The sequence below is a fragment of the Bradyrhizobium sp. Leo78 genome (genome assembly GCF_059512425.1).
In genome coordinates this window covers 72,969-94,679 of sequence record NZ_JCAMOT010000012.1, presented here as the reverse complement: position 1 = coordinate 94,679, position 21,711 = coordinate 72,969, and the positions used below count along the sequence as shown (strand labels likewise).

General features: G+C 63.6%; 23 protein-coding genes. 14 read left to right on the top strand and 9 right to left on the bottom strand.

The genetic code is table 11. The features are described 5' to 3' along the window. Positions 1-8 precede the first annotated feature (8 nt). Positions 9-1,310: an adenylate/guanylate cyclase domain-containing protein gene (locus tag AC5ZG1_RS17750; RefSeq protein WP_496133614.1), complete on the top strand. Its 1,302-nt coding sequence runs from the start codon at positions 9-11 to the stop codon at positions 1,308-1,310. Positions 1,311-1,319: 9 nt separating this feature from the next. Further along, positions 1,320-2,234, top strand: coding sequence for a PhzF family phenazine biosynthesis protein (locus tag AC5ZG1_RS17745; protein WP_496133613.1), 915 nt, complete (start codon positions 1,320-1,322; stop codon positions 2,232-2,234). Between the two features lie 125 nt (positions 2,235-2,359). Here the strand turns inward: AC5ZG1_RS17745 and AC5ZG1_RS17740 are convergent, their stop codons facing one another. Beyond that, entirely contained in the window at positions 2,360-2,821 is a 462-nt protein-coding gene (locus AC5ZG1_RS17740; protein ID WP_456644421.1) for a DUF488 domain-containing protein, read from the bottom strand. An 11-nt stretch (positions 2,822-2,832) separates the two neighbouring features. Continuing rightward, complete coding sequence (locus AC5ZG1_RS17735) at positions 2,833-3,648, bottom strand: DUF72 domain-containing protein (RefSeq protein WP_028166325.1); 816 nt, start codon at positions 3,646-3,648, stop codon at positions 2,833-2,835. A gap of 138 nt (positions 3,649-3,786) precedes the next feature. Between AC5ZG1_RS17735 and AC5ZG1_RS17730 the strand changes: the two genes are divergently transcribed. The 10 genes from AC5ZG1_RS17730 (at position 3,787) to AC5ZG1_RS17685 (ending at position 13,554) form a co-directional block, all read left to right on the top strand. Continuing rightward, positions 3,787-4,146, top strand: coding sequence for a hypothetical protein (locus tag AC5ZG1_RS17730; RefSeq protein WP_028166324.1), 360 nt, complete (start codon positions 3,787-3,789; stop codon positions 4,144-4,146). A 239-nt stretch (positions 4,147-4,385) separates the two neighbouring features. Beyond that, on the top strand, positions 4,386-4,583 hold the full coding sequence (locus AC5ZG1_RS17725; protein ID WP_028166323.1) for a hypothetical protein: 198 nt from the start codon (positions 4,386-4,388) through the stop codon (positions 4,581-4,583). A 248-nt stretch (positions 4,584-4,831) separates the two neighbouring features. Continuing rightward, entirely contained in the window at positions 4,832-5,965 is a 1,134-nt protein-coding gene (locus AC5ZG1_RS17720) for a glycosyltransferase (RefSeq protein ID WP_456644483.1), read from the top strand. 7 nt (positions 5,966-5,972) lie between these two features. Continuing rightward, on the top strand, positions 5,973-7,475 hold the full coding sequence (locus tag AC5ZG1_RS17715; RefSeq protein WP_496133612.1) for a glycosyltransferase family 39 protein: 1,503 nt from the start codon (positions 5,973-5,975) through the stop codon (positions 7,473-7,475). A 200-nt stretch (positions 7,476-7,675) separates the two neighbouring features. Beyond that, on the top strand, positions 7,676-8,371 hold the full coding sequence (locus AC5ZG1_RS17710) for a DUF899 family protein (protein WP_496133611.1): 696 nt from the start codon (positions 7,676-7,678) through the stop codon (positions 8,369-8,371). 273 nt (positions 8,372-8,644) lie between these two features. Beyond that, positions 8,645-9,802: a DUF2778 domain-containing protein gene (locus AC5ZG1_RS17705; protein ID WP_496133610.1), complete on the top strand. Its 1,158-nt coding sequence runs from the start codon at positions 8,645-8,647 to the stop codon at positions 9,800-9,802. Positions 9,803-9,943: 141 nt separating this feature from the next. Then, a complete protein-coding gene (locus AC5ZG1_RS17700) occupies positions 9,944-10,231 on the top strand; it encodes a GIY-YIG nuclease family protein (RefSeq protein ID WP_474419148.1) in 288 nt (95 codons plus the stop codon). 414 nt (positions 10,232-10,645) lie between these two features. After that, the gene (locus AC5ZG1_RS17695; RefSeq protein WP_496133609.1) at positions 10,646-12,370 is read left to right on the top strand and encodes a pyrroloquinoline quinone-dependent dehydrogenase; all 1,725 of its coding nucleotides are present in this window, start codon (positions 10,646-10,648) and stop codon (positions 12,368-12,370) included. 63 nt (positions 12,371-12,433) lie between these two features. Then, positions 12,434-12,781 carry a c-type cytochrome gene (locus AC5ZG1_RS17690; RefSeq protein WP_496133608.1) on the top strand — a complete coding sequence of 116 codons (348 nt, stop codon included), beginning with the start codon at positions 12,434-12,436 and terminating at the stop codon, positions 12,779-12,781. Positions 12,782-12,789: 8 nt separating this feature from the next. Beyond that, the gene (locus AC5ZG1_RS17685; RefSeq protein WP_456644413.1) at positions 12,790-13,554 is read left to right on the top strand and encodes a substrate-binding periplasmic protein; all 765 of its coding nucleotides are present in this window, start codon (positions 12,790-12,792) and stop codon (positions 13,552-13,554) included. A gap of 144 nt (positions 13,555-13,698) precedes the next feature. Here AC5ZG1_RS17685 and AC5ZG1_RS17680 read toward each other — a convergent pair whose 3' ends face one another. The 3 genes from AC5ZG1_RS17680 to groES form a co-directional block, all read right to left on the bottom strand. After that, positions 13,699-13,986, bottom strand: a complete 288-nt coding sequence (locus AC5ZG1_RS17680) for a GIY-YIG nuclease family protein (RefSeq protein ID WP_496133607.1) — start codon at positions 13,984-13,986, stop codon at positions 13,699-13,701. A gap of 162 nt (positions 13,987-14,148) precedes the next feature. Beyond that, entirely contained in the window at positions 14,149-15,789 is a 1,641-nt protein-coding gene (gene groL, locus AC5ZG1_RS17675; protein WP_028166315.1) for a chaperonin GroEL, read from the bottom strand. A 41-nt stretch (positions 15,790-15,830) separates the two neighbouring features. Further along, positions 15,831-16,145 (bottom strand): co-chaperone GroES, encoded by a 315-nt coding sequence (groES, locus tag AC5ZG1_RS17670; RefSeq protein ID WP_130228391.1) that lies wholly within the window; start codon positions 16,143-16,145, stop codon positions 15,831-15,833. Positions 16,146-16,533: 388 nt separating this feature from the next. Here groES and AC5ZG1_RS17665 point away from each other — a divergent pair, with 388 nt between their 5' ends. Together AC5ZG1_RS17665 and AC5ZG1_RS17660 are read left to right on the top strand one after the other, a co-directional pair. Beyond that, entirely contained in the window at positions 16,534-16,824 is a 291-nt protein-coding gene (locus AC5ZG1_RS17665; protein ID WP_028166313.1) for an usg protein, read from the top strand. 90 nt (positions 16,825-16,914) lie between these two features. After that, positions 16,915-17,445: a cupin domain-containing protein gene (locus AC5ZG1_RS17660; protein ID WP_130228390.1), complete on the top strand. Its 531-nt coding sequence runs from the start codon at positions 16,915-16,917 to the stop codon at positions 17,443-17,445. Between the two features lie 119 nt (positions 17,446-17,564). Here AC5ZG1_RS17660 and AC5ZG1_RS17655 read toward each other — a convergent pair whose 3' ends face one another. The 4 genes from AC5ZG1_RS17655 to AC5ZG1_RS17640 form a co-directional block, all read right to left on the bottom strand. Then, entirely contained in the window at positions 17,565-18,824 is a 1,260-nt protein-coding gene (locus AC5ZG1_RS17655) for a NupC/NupG family nucleoside CNT transporter (RefSeq protein WP_496133606.1), read from the bottom strand. A gap of 247 nt (positions 18,825-19,071) precedes the next feature. After that, entirely contained in the window at positions 19,072-19,830 is a 759-nt protein-coding gene (locus tag AC5ZG1_RS17650) for an SDR family oxidoreductase (protein WP_028166310.1), read from the bottom strand. An 11-nt stretch (positions 19,831-19,841) separates the two neighbouring features. Further along, positions 19,842-20,603 (bottom strand): proteasome-type protease, encoded by a 762-nt coding sequence (locus AC5ZG1_RS17645; RefSeq protein ID WP_496133605.1) that lies wholly within the window; start codon positions 20,601-20,603, stop codon positions 19,842-19,844. A gap of 246 nt (positions 20,604-20,849) precedes the next feature. Further along, the gene (locus tag AC5ZG1_RS17640) at positions 20,850-21,698 is read right to left on the bottom strand and encodes an alpha/beta fold hydrolase (protein WP_496133604.1); all 849 of its coding nucleotides are present in this window, start codon (positions 21,696-21,698) and stop codon (positions 20,850-20,852) included. Between the last annotated feature and the right edge of the window lie 13 nt (positions 21,699-21,711).

The following is a 21,711-nucleotide window of genomic DNA, read 5'->3' as shown; positions in this document are numbered from 1 at the left end:
CGGAGATAATGGCCGGTTTCTGGGGAAGGAAAAAAGAGGCGCAGAATTCGGCCGTATCGGTCGAATTCCACCAGATCTTGATGCGCGAGGTGATGACGACCGAGCTGCTCCGGATCAAGGCGCTGATCGGGACAGCGGTGCTGCTGGGTGTCATCGGTTTGGGCATCGACTTCTTTGCGCCCGAGGCCGTAAGCCGCGTCTGGCACGGCAATCTCAGGGTATCATTTCTCTTTTACATCACTGTGCCGTTCATCCTGTTCGAATTGTGGGTGCATGGTGCGATTACCCGACATATGCGCAGAGGGCGCGACCTGCCCGTGGTGCGGCGCTACATCGGCGCGCTGATCGAGACCTCGTTGCCCACGGTCGCGCTGGCGCTCCATATCGACAGCATGGGATCGGTCGCTGCGCTCGGATTCGCTGCGCCGTTTCTCTATTTCATCTTTATCATCCTCTCGACGCTGCGACTGGATTTCTGGCTCTCGACCTTCACCGGGTTCGTTGCCGCAGCTCAGTTGTTCTGTCTGGCGATGTTCTTTCATCCCGATGCCGAGCCGAACCTCTACTATCATGCGGCGCGCAGCTTCATCGTGCTGATCTGCGGCATGCTGGCGGGCGCGGTCGGCATGCAGTTGCGGCGGCAGTTCGAGGCCAGCATCGCTGCGGCGACGGCGCGCGACCGCATCACCGACCTGTTCGGGCAGCACGTCTCGCCGCAGGTGGTCGAACGGCTGATGACCGAGGGCGCCTCGACCGACAGCGATACCCGCCGTGTCGCGGTGATGTTCGTCGATTTCCGCAGTTTCACCGCGGGCGCGCGGACGCGCTCGCCGCAGGAAGTGGTCGAGCGGCTCGACCGTGCCTTTGCCATGCTGGTCGATATCCTCGATCGCCACGGCGGCATCGTGAACAAGTTCCTGGGGGACGGTTTCCTCGCGCTCTTCGGCGCGCCGCTCGAAGCCGAGGACGCGGCGCATCAGGCGGTGGCCGCGGCACGCGAGATGCTGCTCGCCAACGAGTGCTTCAACGAGACCACGAGCTGGCCGCTGCGCATCGGCATCGCCATCCATATCGGCGAGGTCGTCGCCGGCAATATCGGCTCGCCCCGACGCAAGGAATATACCGTGATCGGCGATACCGTGAATTTTGCTGCGCGGCTGGAGGCGCTCAACAAGGAGCTCAACTCGCAGTTCCTGATCTCGTCCGAAGTGCGCGAGGCGATCGGCGAGGCGGCTGGCGATGCAGTGCCGCGCGGCGAGGTGCCGATCCGCGGCTACGAGAAGCCGGTTGCGGTGTGGCAACTGGGATAGGAGGATTTCATGCAGCGTCGCTACATCACCGTTGATGTCTTCACCGACCGCGCGTTCGGCGGCAATCCGCTCGCCGTGGTGCTCGATGCCGCCGGGCTGTCGACCGCGCAGATGCAGGCGATCGCGACCGAGTTCAACTATTCCGAGACGACCTTCGTGCTGCCGCCGCAGGACAGCGCGAACGACGCGCAGGTCCGCATCTTCACGGTGCGATCCGAAATCCCGTTCGCCGGCCATCCGAATGTCGGCACCGCCTTCGTGCTGGCAACGCTCGCGCCCAAGCCGCCGGCGCGGCTGAGATTCGAGGAGAAGGCGGGGCTCGTGCCGGTCGAGATCCTGAGCGAGCAGGGCAGGGTCACGGGCGCCGAGCTCACCGCGCCGCAACCGCTGCAGCGGCTGTCGCGCGTTGATGTCGAACAGGCCGCGGCCTGCCTGTCGCTTTCGGCGAGTGACGTGAAGACGGACCGGCATCCACCGCAGATCGTCTCGGTCGGCCTGCCGTTCCTGATGGTCGAGCTTGCTTCGCGCGATGCGCTGAAGCGGGCACGTGCGGATGCTGGGGCCTTCGCGCGGACGTTTCCCTGCGACGGTTCGGATGCTGTCTATTTCTACACGCGCGACGTGCCCGCAAGCGAGCAGCCGCTCGACCTGCAGGCGCGCATGTTCCATCCGGGCTCGAGCGGCCTCTCCGAGGACCCTGCCACCGGCAGCGCGACCGCGGCCGCCGCCGCATTCCTTGCCGATCTCGACGAGAGGCGTGACGGTGAATTGAGATTGCGCATCGGCCAGGGCGTCGACATGGGCCGGCCGAGCCTGTTGCTCACCCGTGTTCGCAAGCAGGGCGGCACGGTGGCGTCCGTGCATGTCGGCGGCGGCTGCGTGAAGATGATGGAGGGGACGTTGGAGTTGGAGGGGGAGGGGTGAGATGCACCCTCTCGTCATTCCGGGGCGCGCGTAGCGCGAGCCCGGAATCCATTTCTCCGCTTGCGCTTGTGGCCCGATGGATTCCGGGTTCAGCCCTGCGGGCTGCCCCGGAATGACGGCGGTGGCTACACCTGCGGCGCTGCCAAATTCTCCACCTTCACGCCGTCGCGGTCCTCGATGATCTCGGCGATCATCTGGCGGTGACAATGCGTGTGGTCGCGCTCATAGCACATGAGGCACACCGGTCCGGCCTTCTTCACCAGCGACGACAATTCGTCGAGCTCTTCTTTTGCCTGCGACGTCTTCAGGTGCTTTCCGTAGATCGTGCGGAGAAGCTGGTGCTGGCCGCTGCGCGCGGCAAGGCGTCCCTCCTTGGGGGTGCCGAGCGCTGCGAGATGGATATAGGCGATGCCGCGCTCGTCGAGCGCCGCCGCAAGCTGCTTCTTGGAGAAGCCTGGCCGGCGGGATGAGGTGACCGCACGGACATCGACCAGAAGCTTCACCCCGGCATGCTCGAGCTCATCGAGCACCGCTTTGGGCGGTGTCTGCTCGTAGCCGATCGTGAAGAGCTTCTTGGCCCTGGCCATCCGGCGTCCAGTCACTTTACGCGCTCGATCAACTCCATCGCGCCGGCCGGCGCCCGCACTTTGCCTTCGTGGATCACATAGGCGAACACATCGCGCGGCGCCTTCTTCGGTTTTGTCTTCTCGACATGCGGCAAGTCGTCCGGATCGCCGCCGCCGGCCCATTCCTCGAACCGCTTGGCCCAGGCGTCGAGCTGCTTCGGTGGATAACAGGTCTTGATCTCGTCATTGCCCTTCTGCAGCCGCGCATAGACGAAGTCGCTCGCGACGTCGGCAATCGCCGGATATTTGCCGTGCTCGGCGAATACGACCGGCGTCTCGAACTCGCGGATCAGCGCGACGAATTCGGGCACGCAGAAACTGTCGTGCCTGACTTCGACCACATGGCGCAGCGCGCGGCCGTCGAGCTTGCGCGGCAACAGCTCGAGGAATTTGCCGAAATCGGCGCCGTCGAATTTCTTGGTCGGCGCGAATTGCCAGAGCACCGGCCCGAGCCGGTCGCCGAGTTCCAGCACGCCGGAATCATAGAACCGCTTGATGGAATCGCCAGCCTCCGCCAGCACGCGGCGGTTGGTCGCAAAGCGCGGGCCCTTCACGGAGAACACGAATCCATCAGGGACTTCGCTGGCCCATTTGCGGAAACTCTCCGGCTTCTGCGAGCCGTAGTAGGTGCCGTTGATCTCTATCGAGGTCAGCTTCGATGCGGCATAGGACAGCTCCTTCGATTGCGCGAGCTTTTCCGGATAGAACACGCCGCGCCACGGCTCGAAGGTCCAGCCGCCGATGCCGATATAGATGCTGCCTGCAGTTTTCTTTGGGGCTTTGGCCACGAGAAGAACTCATCGTGAGGAGGGGACACCCCCGAGAGTAGTCAAATAAATCGTGATTGGCCAGTTGGCCGGCGGCAAGCTTTCCACGCTTATCGATCCAGGCCGTCCGCGCTAGGATAGCCAAAAAGGAGAACAACAATGCGCATGATGATCGCGGCCCTTCTGGTTCTGATATCCTCCGCCGCGATCGCCGATGACGATCTCGACGATGCGCACAAGCTCGCCGTGATCGGCCGCGACGCCTACTGGAATTGCCTCGCCCGCGAATATCCCCGCGACAGCAACAAGACCATGTCGGACCAGGAGTTCGCTTCCCTGATGGCGAGCGCATGTCCCTCGGAGCGGCAGAACTTCCGGGCCTCGCTGATCGGCTTCCTCACCGAGCAATTTCCGAACCAGGACGCGAGTGCGCATCTGGCCACCGCCAACCGCGCCATCGAGCTTGCGCAAAAGGACATCATCACCGCTTTCGTCCGACGCAAGGCGGCGGCGAAATAGCAGGCAATAGGCCACCAGAGCGCCCCGGCCGTCATTGCGAGGAGCGATAGCGACAAAGCAATCCATGCCTCCGCAAGTGGCGCGATGGATTGCTTCGCTTCGCTCGCAATGACGGGGCAGGGAGCGGCGCCCATCGCTATTCCTTGGTTGCCATTGTTCGTGATATCAGCGACCCGTCAGGGTATGATCGGGCCAAGAGGGTGCTTGGCTGAGACCCTCCAGTTGCTGGGACATCGGGTATGACATCGCAATCGGTCGGGGGCCTATTGGGCGCCATCGTCGCCGTCATCGTGTTGGGGGCGGCGGTCGTGTATGGGCCGATCGGGCAGATGGGCAAGCCCCCTAAGCCGCCCGCGGAGCAGCCCCCGGCTGCGGCGCAACCGGCACCCGCCGAGCCGGCCCCGAGGGGGCCGGTGATTCGGGAGGTGCCGAACTAGCGTAAGCGCCCTAGGAGCCCTTGCGGAAACGCATAGCGGTTCCTATCTAGCTTCTAACGGCGCCGTCGCAGCCTGCAAGGGCTCTGGCGCTGGGACGACCACGTAATAGCACGGCAGCGCCGGATGTACGCGCGCCTGTTGTTCGTGGTCGTTGGCATTTTTGGGCGTCCCCAGGCCCGTTTTCCCGCATTCCAGCCGGCGTTTAGGGCTTCCCGCGGCTTGGCGGCGCGGATATACGCTTGGCCGCCATGAATGACGCCATCAAACCGGGCCCCGAAATCCCGTCGCAGGCCGTTGGTTTGCCACTTCTTTCGGTTGTCGTCCCCACCTTCAACGAGCGTGACAATGTCACCGTCCTGTACCGGCGGTTGGAGACGACGCTCGCTGGTATCCCCTGGGAGGTCGTTTTCGTCGACGACAATTCCCCTGATGGAACCTGGGAGGTGGTGCGCGGCCTGGCGCGGCAGGATTCCCGCGTGCGCTGCCTCCGCCGGGTCGGACGGCGCGGGCTCTCGGGCGCCTGCATCGAGGGCATCCTCGCCTCCAGCGCCCCCTACGCCGTGGTGATGGACGCCGACCTGCAGCATGACGAGACGCAATTGCCGAAGATGGTCGAGCTCTTGCGGGACGGGAAGGCCGATCTCGTGGTCGGCAGCCGCTATATCGAGGGCTACCGCGCCGAGGGGTTCAACAAGCAGCGCGCCGGCGCCAGCGCGTTCGCCACCGAGATCGCGCGCCGCTTGCTGCGGGTCGATATCGCCGATCCCATGAGCGGCTTCTTCGCGATCCGCCGCGACCGCTTCGAGGAGCTGGCGCCAGACCTTTCGACCCAAGGCTTCAAGATCCTGCTCGACGTCGTCGCCACCGCCCAGGGCAAGCTGCGCGCGGTGGAGATTCCCTATACGTTCGGCTCGCGGCAGCATGGCGAGAGCAAGCTCGATTCCATGGTCGCGCTGGATTTCCTCGGCCTCGTGCTCGCGAAGCTGACGCATGACGTCATCTCGCTCCGCTTCGTGCTGTTCGGCCTGGTCGGCTCGCTCGGCCTGCTCGTGCATCTTGCCGCGTTATACGTGGCGCTGGAAGTATTCGGCGCGCCGTTTCCTGAAGCGCAGGCAACCGGCGCGATCGTCGCGATGACCAGCAACTTCGTCCTCAACAATTTCCTGACCTATCGCGACCAGCGGCTGAAGGGCTTTGCGATCCTGCGCGGCCTGTTGCTGTTCTACCTCGTCTGCAGCGTCGGCCTGCTCGCCAATGTCGGCGTCGCCTTCTCGGTCTATGACCAGGAACCGATCTGGTGGCTTGCGGGCGCGGCCGGCGCGCTGATGGGCGTGGTCTGGAACTACGCGATGTCCGGACTGTTCGTCTGGCGCAAGCGATGATTGGGACATGAATCCGAACGAGACGAGTCTCGTCCGCACGACCGTCGTAACCGTCGTCGGGCTCGTCCTGTTGCGGCTGCTCGCCGCCGCTCTTACGCCGATCACCTTCGACGAAGCCTATTACTGGATGTGGTCGAAGAGTCTCGCCGGCGGCTACTACGACCATCCGCCGATGGTTGCGCTGGTGATCCGTGCCGGCACGCTGATTGCCGGAGATACCGAACTCGGCGTGCGGCTGGTCTCGATCCTGCTGGCGCTGCCGATGAGCTGGGCGGTCTATCGCTCGGCCGAGATCCTGTTCGGCGGCAAGCGTATGGCGGCTAGCGCGGCGATCCTGCTCAACGCCACCTTGCTGGCCGCGGTCGGGACCATGATCGTGACGCCGGATGCGCCGCTTCTGGTTTCCGCAAGCCTCCTGCTGTTCGCGCTCGCCAAGGTGCTGGAGACGGGGCAGGGCGCATGGTGGCTTGCGGTCGGCGCCGCTGCCGGCGCTGCACTGCTGTCAAAATACACCGCGCTGTTCTTCGGCCCGGCGATCCTGATCTGGCTCGCTGTGGTGCCGAAGCTGCGGCGCTGGTTCTTGTCGCCCTGGCTCTACCTCGGCGGCCTTCTCGCGCTGTTGATGTTCGCGCCGGTCATCCTCTGGAACGCCGATCACCACTGGGTCTCCTTCATCAAGCAGATGGGGCGGGCGCGCATCGAGGATTTCAGGCTGGCCTTCATCGGTGAACTGATCCCGACCCAGATCGCGTTTGCGACGCCGCTCGTCTTCATCCTCGGTGCGATGGGGCTGCACGCGCTCGCGTTCCGCCGCACGGGCGCCTTCGCCTCGCGCCTGCTCGTCAATCTGATGTTCTGGATCATCGTGGTCTATTTCATCTGGCACTCGCTGCATGCGCGCGTCGAAGCCAACTGGTTCGCACCGGTCTATCCGCCCTTCATGGTCGCGGCCGCGGTAGCGGGGACGATGGTGCCGTGGGAGGGACGCTGGCAGCGGTTTGCCGATTTCTGCCGCCGCTGGGCGGCGCCGACCGGGATCGTGATGTTCGTGCTGCTGATCGTGCAGGCCAATACCGGCGTGCTCTCGCTCTATCGCCGCGATGCCACCGTGCGCAGTGTCGGCGTCGGCTGGCACGAGACGGCGGCGGAAATCGAAGCGGCGCGCGCACGTATCGGCGCGACCTGCGTGCTGGCGCCGGATTACGGCACCACGGGCTGGCTCGTCTTCTATCTGCCGAAGGGCACGTGCGTCGCGCAGCAGACCCAGCGATACCGTTGGGTCAACGCATCAGAGCCGAGCGCGGCGGAGCTTGCCGGAAAGCTGCTCTATGTCCATGAAATCAGGCCCGAGGATCCGCCGTTCCTGAAGGAGATGTTCTCCCATGTGGAGAGGATCGCCGAGGTGCAGCGCAAGCGCGGCCCGCTCGTGATCGAGAGCTACGCGCTGTATGTCCTGGAGGAACCGAAGGGCGACGTCTTCGATCGCTCGCCGCCGCCGGAACTGCAGTAGGGCTGGCCCCGTCATTGCCGGGCTTAACCCGGCAATCCATCATTTCAAGAGTTCTTTGAAGATCGATGGATACGCGGGTCAAGCCCGCGTATGACGATCGGCGCGGGCGATGCGAGTACGCAGAAATTTCCGGCCAGCATGTCGTCTTCGTGCCTCCGGAAACGTCTTCTACAGACATCGCCAACCAGCGAGGTTCCGTCATGACCAGTTCCATCCTGAAACCCGCCGCCGAACTCGCCGCCACCAACACCACGCGCCAGCCGAATGAGAGCGCGGAATATCGCCAGGCGCGGCAGGCGCTGCTCGTCGAGGAGATCGAGCTGCGCCGCCAGATCGAGCGTGTCGCCGCGCTGCGCCGGGCCTTGCCGCCGGGCGGCGAGGTGACGAAGGCTTACGAGTTCGTCGGCGAGCGCGGCAAGGTCGGCTTTCCGGAGTTGTTTGGCGACAAGCAGACGCTCGTCATCTACAGCTACATGTTCGGGCCGCAGCGTGAGAAGCCGTGCCCGATGTGCACCTCATTCATGGGGACCTGGGAGGCCAAGCTGCCCGATGTCGAGCAGCGCATCGCCTTCGTGTTCGTGGCGCGCTCGCCGATCGAGCGTCTGGTCGCGGCGAAGCAGGCGCGCGGCTGGACGCGGCACAAGATCTTCTCGGATATGTCCGGCGACTACACGCGCGATTACGTCAGCGCTGATGATGCCGATATGCCCGCCTACAACGTTTTCACGCGGCGCGACGGCACCATCCGTCATTTCTGGTCGGGCGAGATGGGATCGAAGATGTCCGACCCGGGCCAGGACCCGCGCGGCGCGCCCGACATCGATCCGCTCTGGACCATCCTCGACACCACGCCAGAAGGCCGCGGCACGGACTGGTATCCGAAGCTGAGTTACTGAGCGCGCGACTTAGAAGCGAGCGACTTTGGGCAGCGACTTGGGCCGTCGAATCCCGCTTTGGGACATAGATAAATCCTGCCTTATTTCCGCAAGATTCCGGGGTAATTCACAAGGAAATTCCCCGCCGTTCCTCACGCCTCAGATCTGCCCGCGTTTAATCCGCATTTAACTAAAAGTCGCCTTAATGACGCTTCGCGCCTCTGCGAGATGCTCCGGCGATTGTCCCGCACTCTCACACGAGGAAGAAGTGGAACTGTTCTGGACGCAAGGCGAATGAGTACGAGTACCGGTGCGTTTGGCTTTGCGGCGCCCTCCCGCAAAAAATCTTCCCGGAAAGTCCTCCCTCACCATTTCATCGGCAGCGCCGCGGTCGCGGCGCTCGTGGTCGGCTGCGCCTGGACCGTCTACACCAATATCTTCGCGGCGAACGTCTATCCCTCGATGGGCAGCGCCGCCTATGAGGCGCCCGCAGTGAACCGGGAGGCTGCGGTCGCCGCGCGTCCGACGCCATCCTTCAACGACGTGTTCGCGTCGTTGCCGCCACCGCCGCCGACCTTGTCGAAGCCTGAGCCAAGCTCGGCTTCGATTATGTTTAACGAAAGGTTTGCGGCCGCCGCTCCGGAGGGCGTGGAGTCACGGGCGGCCGAGGCCGCGCCGCCCGCGGAAGCGCCGAAGGTTGCGGAAGCGTCGAAGCCGGCCGCCGCAGCCAAACTCGCCGAAGCCAAGTCAGGTGCTGCGCCGAAGGGGGTTGAAGCGGCGAAGAAGGAAGCGGCGACCTCATTGCAGGTCGCGCTCAACACGCCGGCCGCGCCGGTTGACACCAAGCCCGCGGCAAAATCGTCCGGCGTCCGCGACATGGCGGCACGCGCCAAGGCGGCGGTGATGTCGATCGCCTCAGGCGAGAAACAGTCGATCGTCGAAAAGCTCTGGGGTAAGCGCGAGTCTTCAGGCTCGCTGCTGTCGTTCGCATCTGCCGACGCCAACGTCACCGCCAGCATTCCCTCGACGCTGAGCCAGAACCCGATGAACGGCGGCTCGCCGCCCTATGACCGCCAGACCGCGGTCTACGACATCTCCGCCGCGACGGTGTATCTGCCCGACGGCACCAGGCTCGAGGCGCATTCCGGCCTCGGCTCCAAGATCGACGACGTCCGCTATGCGCATGTCCGCATGCAGGGCGTGACGCCGCCGCACATCTACGAGCTCAAGCCGCGCGAAGCGCTGTTTCACGGCGTGCCCGCGCTGCGCCTGACGCCGATCGGCGGCGAGGACAAGATCTATGGCCGCTCCGGCCTGCTCGCGCACACCTACATGCTCGGGCCCAACGGCGATTCCAACGGCTGCGTCTCGTTCAAGAACTACTATGCGTTCCTGGATGCGTACCGGAACAAGGGCATCCGCCGGCTCGCGGTGCTGGCGAAGGTGCAGTGACGCGGACGCGCTTGCGGCGAATTTGAGCTCAGGCCCGGTTTTGTGTTGTGACCTTGATCTCCCTCGCATGCCCGCAATAGCATCAGGTGTCATTCCGGGGCGCGCGAAGCGCGAGCCCGGAATCCATTTTGCCGCGGAACCATGGCCTATTTCGTCTATCTGCTCGCAAGCAAGAAATACGGTACGCTGTACCTCGGCGTGACGAATGATATCGTTCGCCGCATCCATGAGCACAAGACCAAGGTGGCCGCTGGGTTCACCAAGCGATATGCGGTCAACAGGCTGGTCTGGTTCGAAATCTACGATGACCCGATTACAGCCATCACGCGCGAGAAAGAACTGAAGAAGTGGCGAAGGGACTGGAAGATTCGGCTCATCGAGGAGAAGAATCCCGAATGGATCGATCTTTATGCCGAAATCGCGACCTGAGTTCTCGGATGAATGGATTCCGGGCTCGCGCTACGCGCGCCCCGGAATGACGAGAGGAGAGTCGATCCCTCGTCATTCCGGGGCGATGCGAAGCATCGAGCCCGGAATCCATTCATCCGAGAAGACAGGTCACAATTTCCAGGCAAAATCGATCCACTTCTAGACGCTCGCGTTTCGGCGGGGAACACAAAAGGCCGCGCTCAGGGCCGTGTTGAAGCTTGACAGTTCGAGAGGGCATTCTAGGCTATTTTCTATCCACGGGTGCGCTTCGACATTCTCCGCCAAGAGGGAGAGCTATGTACGCGCCGAGACGACAAATCGACAATCACAAGAGGGAGGACAAAACCGCTGCGCGAAGCAGGCGGGATGCAATTTTGATGACATGAAAACCAAAAATCAAAGGGGAGGAATCCAATGGCAATCGGTATCAAGTACCTTACGTGCGGTGCGGCATTCGTGCTGGCCGCTGTGGCTGTTGCGTCACCCGCATTGGCGATCGATCCGGCGCGCCTGCAGGCGGCTGAGCAGACGCCGAACGATTGGCTGACCTACCATGGCGGCTACAAGTCGTATCACTACAGCGCGCTCGATCAGATCAACGCTGATAACGTCAAGAATCTTCAGGTCGCATGGATCCATATGCCGGGTCGCTCGACGCGCGGCCTGCAGTCGATGCCGCTCGCTGCTGACGGCGTGCTGTACTATTCGGGCTCCTACAGCCGCGTCTACGCGCTCGATGGCGCGACCGGCAAGCTGATCTGGTCGTATTTCCCCGAACTCGACGAACAACTGGTGGCGATGCAAACGCACTCGCCGTACAACCGTGGCGTCGCGCTCGGCGATGGCAAGGTGTTGGTCGGCACCGTCGACGGCCGTCTCATCGCGCTTGATATGAAAACCGGTAAGCCAGCGTGGGACACCAAGCTGGTCGATTCCAAGAAGCTCACCGTCGGCTTCACCGGCGCGCCGCTAGTGGTGAAGGACACCGTCATCATCGGCAGCCAGGGCGGCGAGTGGACCTCGCGTGGCCCGCTATTCGGCGTCGATATCAAGACCGGCCAGAAGAAATGGGAGTTCTTCACGGTCGCCGGCACCGAGGACGCCAAGGCGACCTGGGGCAATGAGTCCTGGCGCACCGGCGGAGGTGGCGCCTGGATGCCGGGCGGCTACGATCAGGAGAGCAACACGATCTGGTGGGGCACGGCGAACCCCGCACCGCTGTACGACTGGTCCGGCGCGGATTGGCAGAAGAGCGGGCCGCGGCCCGGCACCAACCTCTACACCACCTCGGTCATCGCACTCGATCCCGATACCGGAAAGCTGAAGTTCTATCACCAGGAGCTGCCGCACGACGCCTGGGACTTCGATTCGGCGGTCGGTGAATTCCTGATGATCGACCGCGACGGCCGCAAGCTCGTCGTGCATCCGAACAAGGGCGGCTTCGTCTTTGTCTACGATCGCACCAATGGGAAAGTGCAGAACGTGTGGCGGCTCGCGAAGAACATCAACTTCGTGAAGGATATCGACCCAAAGACCGGCGAACTGATTGGTCGGCGCGATCTGTCGCTTGGCCAGACGAACTCGCCGCTCTGCCCGGCGATCGCCGGTGGCATTAGCTGGAACGCGGGCTCCTACAACCCGAAGACCGGCCTCTGGTACAAGCTCGGACAGGAATGGTGCATGGACGTGGACGTGGTGAAGACCACGCCGATCACCGAGCCGATGGCGCAGCTCAACATCGGCGCCAACTTCAAGCTGGTCCCGCCGCCGGACGGACCGGCGCGCGGACATCTCAGTGCCCGCGACCCCGTGACCGGCGACAAGAAGTGGGAGGTCACCTTCAGCGAGCCGCCGCTCGCCAGCGTGCTCGCGACCGGCGGCAATCTGGTATTCGTGCCGGACTCGCGCGGCGTGCTGCACGCCTACAATGCCGAGACCGGGTCGGAATTGTGGTCGCACTATAACGGCGTCGGCCATAATGGCGGCATCATCAGCTACACCGCTGGCGGCAAGCAGTACATCGCGGTGCCGGCCGGATGGGGCGGCATGGTGGCCGATGAATTTCCGGCACTGTTCGGCGAGCCCTACAAGAGCATGCCGAAGGATGCCGGTGCGCTCGTCGTCTTTTCGCTGAAGTAACAACAATAAGAACGGGGAGGCGGTGGGGCGCCGTGGCGTCCCACTGCTGCAATCCTGATGCGAATGTCGAAATCAATCTTTCTCGCCACTGGCATTGCGCTGTTGTGGCAGTCCTCGTGGCCGTTGGGCGTCTGCGCGCAGCAAAGCCAGGCGCCTAACCAGGATCGGTCGGCCAAGGAGAGCGACATCGAGGGCGGCACCATGTTCGCGACCTCTTGCGGCTTCTGTCACCAGAACGGCGGCCGCGTCGCCGGCAAGGGACCGAAGCTCGCCGGCACGAAACGTGACGACGATTTCCTCGCGGAGCGGATCAGGAAGGGCAAGCCGGGCGCGATGCCGGCCTTCGGCGGCGCCTTTTCGGAGAGCCAGATCATGGCGATCGTGGCCTATATCCGGGCGCTCGAGGAGTGATGCCGGCAATGCGATTGGTCGTTCTCGCGAGCCTGCTGGCCTTGTGCGGCGCCGCCGACGCCGCGGCGCGCCCGCTTGACGCGATCCGGCAGCGCGGTGCGCTCACGCTCTGTGCGCATCCCAACGCGCTGCCGTTTGCCAGCAGGCAGGGCGACGTTCCGGGATTCCAGGTCGAAATCGCCAGGGAGCTGGCGAAGCGGCTCGAGGTTTCGCTGGAGCAGCACTGGGTTATCAACAGCTTTCAGTATCGCCGCGCCGATTGCGACGTCATCCTCGATGCGATCGCCGACCGCGCGGTGCTGGCAGAGGTGGGCTTACGCATGTCGCGGCCCTATCACCGCAGCGGCGTCGTGCTGGCGGTGGGACCGAACTCTACCGCGGCGTCACTGGCGGAGTTGGGATCGGAGCAGCGGGTCGGCGTGCAGGTCGGCTCGATCGTGTCCATGATGCTCGGCAAGCGAGGGGTCAAGGCGTCGCCGTTTGCGTTCGAGGATGACATCATGGAAGCTCTCGCCAAAGGCGAGATCGATGCCGCGGCGGTCACGCCCGCCACCATCGGCTGGTTCAACCACACCCATCCCGACGCACGCGTCCGCCGCATCCCTGCCTTCGAGGACGAGCCGGACCTGAACTGGAATGTCGCCGTCGGGATACTCAGTCCGGACGAGAAGCTGCGACAAGGCATCGACGCTGCGCTGGAGGCCTTGCTGGCCGACGGCACACTCGCCCGGATCTACGCCCGCTACGACGTCGAGCTGCAGCCGCCGAAATGAGTCCGGCCACTGCCTGCGCAAGCGGCGAAATGGATTCCGGGCTCGGCGCTGCGCGCCGCCCCGGAATGACGGCGGAGGATGTTTTCGTCTCTCGTCATTCCCGGGCGCGCGAAGCGCGAGCCCGGAATCCATTCATCCGCAAATTCAGGCGGTGATTTCCGGATAAAGATCGCTCCAGTCGGGATTCTTCTCCTCGATGAGCCGAATCTTCCAGTCCGTTCGCCACTTCTTCAGTTCTTTCTCCCGCGCGATGGCTGTCGTCGGGTCATCGTAGATTTCGAACCAGACCAGTCTGTCCACCGTGTATCGCTTGATGAAACCGGCTACCGCCTTGGTCTTGTGCTCATAGATGCGGCGAATGATGTCGTTGGTCACGCCGAGATACAGCGTGCCGTATTTCTTGCTGGCGAGCAGGTAGACGTAATAGGCCATGAGCGAGCCGTGAAATGGATTTTGGGCTCGCGCTTCGCGCGCCCCGGAATGACGGCTGAGCGTATTGCCGGCCCGTGCGCAAAATCAAGACGACTGAAACAAAAACCCCGGCATTGCTGCCGGGGTTTTGCGTTTCGTGGATCGCTCTGAAGCGAGGACTGCTTAGAAGTCCATGCCGCCCATGCCGCCGCCCGGAGGCATTGCGGGGCCGGCGCCGCCCTTCTTGGGCAGCTCGGCGACCATCGCCTCGGTGGTGATCAAGAGTGCCGCCACGGAGGCTGCGTTCTGGATCGCGGCGCGCACGACCTTGGTCGGGTCGATGATGCCCTTCTTGACCAGATCGGCATATTCGCCGGTCTGCGAGTCGAAGCCGTAAGCGTAGGTCTTGTTCTCGAGGATCTTGCCGACGATGACCGAGCCGTCTTCACCAGCGTTGATCGCGATCTGGCGGGCCGGCGCCGACAGCGCCTTGCGCACGATCTCGACGCCGGTCTTCTGGTCGTCGTTCTTGGTGCGGATGCCCTTGAGCTGCTCGGAAGCACGGAGCAGGGCGACGCCGCCGCCCGGAACGATGCCTTCTTCCACAGCCGCGCGGGTCGCGTGCATCGCGTCATCAACGCGATCCTTGCGCTCCTTCACCTCGATCTCGGTCGCGCCGCCGACGCGGATCACCGCGACGCCGCCCGCGAGCTTGGCCAGACGCTCCTGCAGCTTCTCACGGTCGTAGTCCGAGGTGGTCTCCTCGATCTGCGCCTTGATCTGCGCCACGCGCGCCTCGATGTCGGCCTTCTTGCCGGCGCCGTTGACGATCGTGGTGTTCTCCTTGTCGATCATCACCTTCTTGGCGCGACCGAGCATCTGCAGCGTGACGTTCTCCAGCTTGATGCCGAGGTCTTCCGAGATCGCCTGGCCGCCGGTCAGGATCGCGATATCCTGCAGCATGGCCTTGCGGCGATCGCCGAAGCCCGGAGCCTTGACGGCTGCGACCTTCAGGCCGCCACGGAGGCGGTTGACGACCAGGGTGGCGAGGGCTTCGCCTTCGACGTCTTCAGCGACGATGACCAGCGGCTTGCCGGTCTGCACCACGGCCTCGAGCAGCGGCAGCAGCTCGTTCAGCGAGGAGAGCTTCTTCTCGTTGATGAGGATGTAGGCGTCGTCCATCTCAACGCGCATCTTGTCGGCGTTGGTGACGAAGTAGGGCGAGATGTAGCCACGGTCGAACTGCATGCCCTCGACGACGTCGAGCTCGGTCTCCAGCGACTTGGCTTCCTCGACCGTGATCACGCCCTCATTGCCGACCTTCTTCATGGCGTCGGAGAGGAACTTGCCGATCTCGGCGTCGCCGTTGGCGGAGATGGTGCCGACCTGGGCGATCTCGTCGTTGGAGGTGACCTTCTTGGAGTTCTTCTGCAGGTCCGCAACCACAGCCTCGACCGCGAGGTCGATGCCGCGCTTCAGGTCCATCGGGTTCATGCCGGCGGCGACTGACTTGGCGCCTTCCTTCACGATCGCCTGGGCCAGCACGGTGGCGGTGGTGGTGCCGTCGCCGGCCGCGTCAGCGGACTTGGAGGCGACTTCGCGCACCATCTGGGCGCCCATGTTCTCGAACTTGTCGTCGAGCTCGATCTCCTTGGCGACGGTGACGCCGTCCTTGGTGATGCGGGGAGCGCCGAACGACTTGTCGAGCACGACGTTGCGGCCCTTCGGACCGAGGGTGACCTTCACCGCATTGGCGAGGATGTCGACGCCGCGCAGCATCTTGTCGCGCGCCTCGACGGAGAATTTGACTTCTTTAGCTGCCATGTGAGTTTTTCCTTGAGGGATTTATCCTGGGAGGGAGGGCCTTAGGCCGCCTTCTTCTTGGAAGCGGGGACGTCGAGGACGCCCATGATGTCGCTTTCCTTCATGATCAACAGCTCCTGGCCGTCGATCTTGACTTCGGTGCCGGACCACTTGCCGAACAGGACGCGATCGCCAACCTTGAGGTCGATCGGGATCAGCTTGCCGGACTCGTCGCGGCCACCCGGGCCGACGGCGACGACTTCGCCCTGGGAGGGCTTTTCCTTGGCAGTGTCTGGAATGATGATGCCGCCAGCGGTCTTCTCTTCGGCGTCGATGCGCTTGACCACGACGCGGTCGTGAAGCGGACGGAAACTCATGCAGTCCTCCTAAGCTATTCTGGATGCTGTAGAATTCTGGAGCGTTAGCAGTCTGTCTTGGCGAGTGCCAAGCCAGCCGCGATGGAGATAGGCCAGACTTTGTGTGGGAGCAAGGGTTTGTAGCAGAAAAATTGGCACTCGAAATCGCCGCCTGCCAGTATCGTTTATCATCATTAACCTGGCCGGCGGGCGAGCGGGAGGTCTGCATTAGCAGATGCGCTAAGTTGCTGCTAATGCACGATTTTTCAACAGCCACCTAAACATTTGGGCTTGTGATGAGTTGGCCCTATGCGTCACAATTCCCTCATGTGAGCGCATCTCCGCGGGGGTGGCTCGGCTAGCAGGCCATCCCGTGAATGCGCTCCTTCGAAAAAATGGAGGTTGGCATATGGTCTCGCGGGTTGGTGGGGTTGCTTCCGACGATTTCCGGAAGCAGATGCTGGGTTATGGGCTGACGACGGCACAGATCCTCTACCGAATGCCGGACCATCCTTCACTGCTGCAGACCTACGTCTGGCAGAATTACGACCTCTTCCCGAAATTCCCTGCGCTGCAGGATTTCCTCGCCTTCTGGCAGGAGCAGCTCGAGGGGCCGCTGCACTCGGTGACCGTTGCGCATTCCAAGCTGATCAAGCCGGCGGAGCTGCGCGCCGTCGACGGCGTCTTCCGCTTGCACTGAGACGCGAAGACCGATTGCTGCCGGGCGGAACGGTGGTAACGTTCCCTGGACGCGTCCGCGTCGCGGACGCCTGCAACAGGGAGGCAGGCCATGGCTAAGAAGGTGACATCAAGACCCGCGGCCAAGACGGCGGTCCGGAAGAAATGGACGGGCCACAAGACCGCCGCCAAATCCACCGCCCGCAAGGCGATCAAGTCCAAGGGCCGCGTATCCAAGGCGGCACATAAGGCGCAGCCGAAGCAACGCATTGCGGTGAGCCATCATCGCGAAGAAGACTTCAAGGCCGACGGGCTGCGCGCTTATGCGCAATATCGCGATCTCGGCTTTGCCGACGCCACGCACGGGCTTGCGCAGGCGCATGTGATCCGGCTGGTCGGGCCGTGCAATCCGGAAGAGGTGTCAAAGCTGCATTATCACGACGTCCAGTTCCAGATGGTCTATGTGCTCAAGGGCTGGGTGAAAACCTACATGGAAGGGCAGGGCGAGACGTTGATGCAGCAAGGCAGCGCCTGGACCCAGCCGCCGAAGATCAGGCACATGATCCTCGATTATTCTGACGACGTCGAACTGCTCGAGATCATCCTGCCGGCTGAGTTCAAGACGGTGGAGTTGACGACGTAATACTCGCTGTCATTCCGGGGCGCGCGTAGCGCGAACCCGGAATCCATTCCTCCGCTTGTGCCCGCGGCCCGATGGATTCCGGGTTCGATGCTTCGCATCGCCCCGGAATGACGGAGCGGCTACGTCAACAGCCCCACGATCGCGCCCATCAGGCAGGTTGTCAGCGTGCCCGATACGATCGACTTCAGCCCGAGCGAATTGATCTCCTCGCGCCGCGTCGGCGCCATCGTGTTGAGGCCGCCGATCATGATGCCGAGGCTGGCGAAATTGGCGAAGCCGCACATCGCATAGAGCATGATCAGGCGCGAGCGCGCATCCAGCGCGTCGGTGGGAAGCTTCGACAGATCGACATACGCGATCAATTCGTTCAGCACGGTCTTGGTCCCCATCAGGCTGCCCGCAGTGATGGCTTGCGACCACGGCAGGCCCATCAGCCAGCACACCGGGGCCATGATATAGCCGAGCAGACGCTGCAGAGAAATCTTGGCGCCGCCGATGTCCGGCAGGATCCCGAGCATCGCGTTGACGAGATAGACCAGCGCCACCAGCACGAGCAGCATCGCGACGATGTTGAGCAACAGTTCAAGCCCGGCCGCGGTGCCCTTGACGATGGCATCCATCGTCGAGGACGCGTGCATCTCGGGATCGCTGCGATCGTCGAGCGCGCCGCCGGTGCGCCCGCCTGATGTCTCCGGCACCATGATCAGGCTCACCAGGATCGCCGTCGGCGCCCCTAGCACCGAGGCAATGACGAAATGCGCCGCCGCATCGGGGATCAGCGGCGCCAGCAGGGTGGCGTAGAGCACCAGCACGGTGCCGGCGATCCCGGCCATGCCGCCCGTCATCACCAGGAACAGTTCGGCGCGGGTGAGCTGCGCCAGATAGGGCCGGATGAACAGCGGCGCTTCCACCATGCCGAGGAAGATGTTGGCGGCGGTGGAGAGCCCGACCGCGCCGCCGACGCCGAGCGTCCGTTCGAGCAGCCAGGCCATGCCGCGCACGATCGGCGGCAGCACGCGCCAGTAGAACAGCAGCGTGGTCAGCGCGCTCATGACCAGCACGATCGGCAGCGCCTGGAAGGCGAGGATGAAATCAGCGCCCGGCGCCTTGAGGTCGAACGGCAGCGGCGCGCCGCCGACATAGCCGAACACGAAGGAGGTGCCGGCACGCGAGGCGGCGGCGATGACGCCGACGGCCTCGTTGATGGCGCCGAAAGCCGATGCCACCAGCGGCACCTTGATCAGCGCCAGCGCAGTGACCAGCGTCACGATGAGGCCGACGATCGCCTGCCGGATCGACACCGCGCTGCGCTTCTCGCTGAAAGCCCAGGCGATCAGAAGCAGCGCCACCACGCCGAACGCCGATTGCAGTTGTAACATTCACAGATCTCCCGAACGATTATGGCAGCACGATCTGCAAGTGCAATGCCGCTCCGTTCAGGTGCGGTGAACTTCGTCTTGTGGATGTGGTTTCTGTGGACGCTGCTTCCGCCACCTCATTGCGAGGAGCAAAGCGACGAAGCAATCCACTGTATCCGCAGGCGGAGAGATGGATTGCTTCGCGGAGCCTGTCATCGGGCGCGCATTCGCGCGACCCGTTGGCTCGCAACGACGGTGAGTGGGGTGTCTAACCCCGTCCCACAAACGGCATCTTGCTGGCCATCACCGTCATGAACAGCACGTTGGCGTCGAGCGGCAGGTTCGCCATATAGGCCACCGCATCGCCGACGGCCTTCGCGTCCATCCGCGGCTCCGGCATCTTGCGGCCGTCGGGCTGCAGCACGCCGTCGACCATCCGGTCGGTCATTGGTGTCGCGGCATTGCCGATGTCGATCTGGCCGACCGCGATGTCGTACATGCGGCCGTCGAGGTTGGACGCCTTGGTCAGGCCGGTGATCGCATGCTTGGTCGCGGTGTAGGCGGCGGAGAACGGCCGCGGCGCGTGCGCCGAGATCGAGCCGTTGTTGATGATGCGCCCGCCGCGCGGGGTTTGGTCCTTCATGATGCGGAAGGCGTGCTGGGTGCACAGGAACGGGCCGGTGAGGTTGGTGTTCACCACCGCCTGCCACTGCGCCAGCGGCAAATCCTCGAAATTCACCGGCGGCGCGCCCATGCCGGCATTGTTGAAGAGCAGGTCGAGCCGGCCATAGCTGTCTGTCACCTTGGCGAACAGGGCCGCGATCGAGTCGGGATCGGTCATGTCGGCCTGCACACACAGGCTCTTACTGGCATCGCCGCCGAGTTTCTGCGTCTCCTGCAGCATGTCCAGCCGCCGGCCGACGAGCACCACGGTGAAGCCGGCATTGATCAGCGCCAGCGATGCGGCGCGTCCGACGCCGGTGCCGGCGCCTGTGACCACGGCTATTCTCTTTCCTGCTTCGGCCATCGTTTCCTTCCTTATTGTTTCTTGGATTCGGTTTCGGTCTTGTACGGCGGTCTCGGGATGTTCTGATGCGCCGCGCGGAGCGCCGCCGACCAGCGCGAGCGGAGATCGTGGAAATAGGGTTCGCCGGCCTCGATCCGATGATTGAGGTCGGCCTCGCAGGCATCGTTGCGCACCACAAGCACGTCGATCGGCAGGCCGACGCCGAGGTTGGAGCGCATCGTCGAATCCATCGAGATCAATCCGGTCTTCAGCGCCTCATAGAGCTCGACGTCGTAATGCATGGCGCGGTCGAGCACCGGCTTGCCGTATTTGTGCTCGCCGATCTGCAAATACGGCGTATCGGTGGTGCATTCGATGAAGTTGCCAGCGGTGTAGATCATGAACAGCCGCATCCGCGAGCCCTTGATCTGGCCGCCGAACAGGAACGAGACGTCGAAAGAGACGTCTTCCGACCTCAGCGCGTCGCCTTCGGTTGCGTGCACTGCGCGGATGGCGCGGCCGATGCGCTGCGCGGCCTGGAACATGGTCGGCGCGTTCAGGAGCGTCTCGACCTCGCCGGTTTCAGGATCTTCCATACCCTCCGTCAGCGTCGACAGCACCGACTGGCTGATGGCGAGATTGCCGGCGCTCGCGACCGCCATGATCCGCTCGCCGGGCTGGGCGAAGATGTGCAATTTGCGAAAGGTCGAGACATTGTCGAGACCGGCATTGGTGCGGGTGTCGGCGATCATGACGAGGCCGTCGCGCACCAGGATTCCGCAGCAATAGGTCATTTCCGTCCCCGAAGTCCGAACGTCTCGGTGGCAGACTAGTAGCCAATTTCGGGATGTGATCCAACCCCAATTCCCCAGGGAACGGCGTTGCCTCCGCGATGGAGGCTGCGCTCCTCTCCCGCTTGCGGGAGAGGGCCGGGGTGAGGGTGTCTCCACGATGGGACTTTCCGTGGGGAGAGAACCCTCACCCGCCGCGCTTCGCGCGTCGACCTCTCCCGCAAGCGGGAGAGGTGAAGCAAACGGCCGCTAGCCTTCCAGAAAATCGAGCAGCGCCGCGTTGAACAGCACAGGGTCCTGCAGGAACGCGAAGTGGCTGACATTGGGGAGGATGAGCAGGCCGGCGCCCGGAATGGTCGCGGCCATGTATTCGGTGTGCTCGCGCTTGATGCCCTCGTCATACTGGCCGTCCGCGATCAGCACGGGGGCGCGGATCGCGCGTAACTGATCGTCGGTCCAGTTCGGCTGGGTCTCCCACATCTTCTCGATCTGGTGCAGGAACTGGTCGAATTCCCCAGGTGTCGGCGAGAGGCGCTCATACTCGGTCTTTGCGCGTGCGATGAACTGCGCGAAGGTCGGGTCCTTGTCGACGTCAGGCTTCAAGCCTGACGTCTGGGTGTTGGCGCCGAACGCAAACACCCGACTGACCCGATCGGGATGGCGCATCGCCATGTCCAATCCGATGATGGCGCCGTCGCTCCAGCCGATGATCGCGGCGCGCGGAATCTGCAGATGATCGAGCAGCGCGACGACATCATCGGTCATCAGGTCATATCCGAACGGCTGCGCGTTGCGCGTGCTGCGGCCATGGCCGCGGCTGTCGACCAGGATGACGCGATGCCGGCGCGCGACCTCCGGCACCTGCAGGCCGAAATAATCGGAGTTGGAAAGCCCGCCATGGAGAAAGAGCACCGGGCTTCCTTCGCCGAGTTCGACGTAATAGAGGCTGATGCCGTTCACCTGCGCTCGCGCGCTGCGCCCCGCAACCGGCGGCGGAGTCGCAGGCAGGCTTTTCCACCGCTCGGCAGCGGCGGCGCGGTTGAGTGCCGCCAGGCTGGCGAGAGCAGCGATGACAAAGTGACGTCGATTCAGATTCATGATCGATGCGCGC

What these genes read in the sequence shown, in the direction of transcription:
- AC5ZG1_RS17720 (WP_456644483.1), top strand. Translation starts at nt 4,832, where the DNA reads ATGAATGACGCCATCAAACCGGGCCCCGAAATCCCGTCGCAGGCCGTT.
- AC5ZG1_RS17730 (WP_028166324.1), top strand. Translation starts at nt 3,787, where the DNA reads ATGCGCATGATGATCGCGGCCCTTCTGGTTCTGATATCCTCCGCCGCG.
- AC5ZG1_RS17665 (WP_028166313.1), top strand. Translation starts at nt 16,534, where the DNA reads ATGGTCTCGCGGGTTGGTGGGGTTGCTTCCGACGATTTCCGGAAGCAG.
- AC5ZG1_RS17695 (WP_496133609.1), top strand. Translation starts at nt 10,646, where the DNA reads ATGGCAATCGGTATCAAGTACCTTACGTGCGGTGCGGCATTCGTGCTG.
- AC5ZG1_RS17725 (WP_028166323.1), top strand. Translation starts at nt 4,386, where the DNA reads ATGACATCGCAATCGGTCGGGGGCCTATTGGGCGCCATCGTCGCCGTC.
- AC5ZG1_RS17745 (WP_496133613.1), top strand. Translation starts at nt 1,320, where the DNA reads ATGCAGCGTCGCTACATCACCGTTGATGTCTTCACCGACCGCGCGTTC.
- AC5ZG1_RS17640 (WP_496133604.1), bottom strand. Translation starts at nt 21,698, where the DNA reads ATGAATCTGAATCGACGTCACTTTGTCATCGCTGCTCTCGCCAGCCTG.
- AC5ZG1_RS17685 (WP_456644413.1), top strand. Translation starts at nt 12,790, where the DNA reads ATGCGATTGGTCGTTCTCGCGAGCCTGCTGGCCTTGTGCGGCGCCGCC.
- AC5ZG1_RS17710 (WP_496133611.1), top strand. Translation starts at nt 7,676, where the DNA reads ATGACCAGTTCCATCCTGAAACCCGCCGCCGAACTCGCCGCCACCAAC.
- AC5ZG1_RS17700 (WP_474419148.1), top strand. Translation starts at nt 9,944, where the DNA reads ATGGCCTATTTCGTCTATCTGCTCGCAAGCAAGAAATACGGTACGCTG.
- AC5ZG1_RS17715 (WP_496133612.1), top strand. Translation starts at nt 5,973, where the DNA reads ATGAATCCGAACGAGACGAGTCTCGTCCGCACGACCGTCGTAACCGTC.
- AC5ZG1_RS17690 (WP_496133608.1), top strand. Translation starts at nt 12,434, where the DNA reads ATGTCGAAATCAATCTTTCTCGCCACTGGCATTGCGCTGTTGTGGCAG.
- AC5ZG1_RS17705 (WP_496133610.1), top strand. Translation starts at nt 8,645, where the DNA reads ATGAGTACGAGTACCGGTGCGTTTGGCTTTGCGGCGCCCTCCCGCAAA.
- AC5ZG1_RS17740 (WP_456644421.1), bottom strand. Translation starts at nt 2,821, where the DNA reads ATGGCCAGGGCCAAGAAGCTCTTCACGATCGGCTACGAGCAGACACCG.
- AC5ZG1_RS17660 (WP_130228390.1), top strand. Translation starts at nt 16,915, where the DNA reads ATGGCTAAGAAGGTGACATCAAGACCCGCGGCCAAGACGGCGGTCCGG.
- AC5ZG1_RS17650 (WP_028166310.1), bottom strand. Translation starts at nt 19,830, where the DNA reads ATGGCCGAAGCAGGAAAGAGAATAGCCGTGGTCACAGGCGCCGGCACC.
- groL (WP_028166315.1), bottom strand. Translation starts at nt 15,789, where the DNA reads ATGGCAGCTAAAGAAGTCAAATTCTCCGTCGAGGCGCGCGACAAGATG.
- AC5ZG1_RS17645 (WP_496133605.1), bottom strand. Translation starts at nt 20,603, where the DNA reads ATGACCTATTGCTGCGGAATCCTGGTGCGCGACGGCCTCGTCATGATC.
- groES (WP_130228391.1), bottom strand. Translation starts at nt 16,145, where the DNA reads ATGAGTTTCCGTCCGCTTCACGACCGCGTCGTGGTCAAGCGCATCGAC.
- AC5ZG1_RS17680 (WP_496133607.1), bottom strand. Translation starts at nt 13,986, where the DNA reads ATGGCCTATTACGTCTACCTGCTCGCCAGCAAGAAATACGGCACGCTG.
- AC5ZG1_RS17750 (WP_496133614.1), top strand. Translation starts at nt 9, where the DNA reads ATGGCCGGTTTCTGGGGAAGGAAAAAAGAGGCGCAGAATTCGGCCGTA.
- AC5ZG1_RS17655 (WP_496133606.1), bottom strand. Translation starts at nt 18,824, where the DNA reads ATGTTACAACTGCAATCGGCGTTCGGCGTGGTGGCGCTGCTTCTGATC.